This is a genomic window from Ruegeria sp. C8, from assembly GCF_056537565.1.
In genome coordinates this window covers 1-1,049 of sequence record NZ_JBQFRV010000042.1, presented here as the reverse complement: position 1 = coordinate 1,049, position 1,049 = coordinate 1, and the positions used below count along the sequence as shown (strand labels likewise).

1 protein-coding gene is annotated in these 1,049 nt (G+C 61.1%); it reads right to left on the bottom strand.

From position 1 onward, the window contains the following. A partial coding sequence (glyA, locus tag ACR0KL_RS22725) for a serine hydroxymethyltransferase (RefSeq protein ID WP_480777550.1) occupies window positions 1–1,049 on the bottom strand: 1,049 nt, incomplete at both ends.

Genomic DNA, 1,049 nt, shown 5'->3' with positions numbered 1-1,049 from the left:
TCAAACGGCACGCCGTTCTTGTTGCAGGTGATATGCGCGCGGCCCAAGGCCTTCTCGGTCGCGTTGCCCTTCACGCCTTTGGGGCGCAGGTCGACCAGCACCACATGGGTGTCGGTGCCATGGGTCACCGTGTCCAGACCGCCCTTGATCAGCTGATCCGACAGCGCCTGCGCGTTGGTGATGACCTGTTGAATGTATGTCTTGAACTCGGGGCGCAGTGCCTCGCCGAAGGCAACGGCTTTACCTGCGATCACATGCATCAGCGGGCCACCCTGAATGCCGGGGAAGATCGCCGAATTCACTTTCTTAGCGATATCTTCATCATTGGTCAGGATCATACCACCACGAGGTCCACGCAGGGTCTTGTGGGTTGTCGTGGTCGCTACATGGGCGTGCGGGAAGGGGCTGGGATGCTCGCCTGCGGCCACCAGACCGGCGAAATGCGCCATGTCCACGTGCAGGTAGGCCCCGACCATGTCGGCGATCTCGCGCATGCGGGCAAAGTCGATCTGACGCGGGATGGCCGAGCCACCTGCGATGATCAGCTTGGGGTTATGCTCTTTCGCCAGCGCCTCGACCTGATCGTAGTCGAGCATGTTGTCTTCTTTGCGGACACCGTATTGCACGGCGTTGAACCACTTGCCCGATTGGTTCGGGCGCGCGCCGTGGGTCAGGTGACCACCGGCGTCGAGGCTCATGCCCAGAATGGTGTCACCGGGCTGGATCAGCGCCTGGAACACACCTTGGTTGGCCTGGCTGCCCGAGTTCGGCTGCACGTTGGCAAAGCCGCAACCAAACAGCTCTTTCGCGCGGTCGATGGCCAGGTTTTCGGCGATATCGACGAACTGGCAGCCGCCATAGTAGCGACGGCCGGGATAGCCTTCGGCATATTTGTTGGTCATCACCGAGCCCTGCGCCTCCATCACGGCGGCAGAGACGATGTTTTCCGACGCGATCAGCTCGATCTCGTCGCGCTGACGGCCCAGCTCGGACGTGATCGAACCGAAAAGCTCAGGATCACGGTCCGACAAAGACTGGGTGAAAAAACC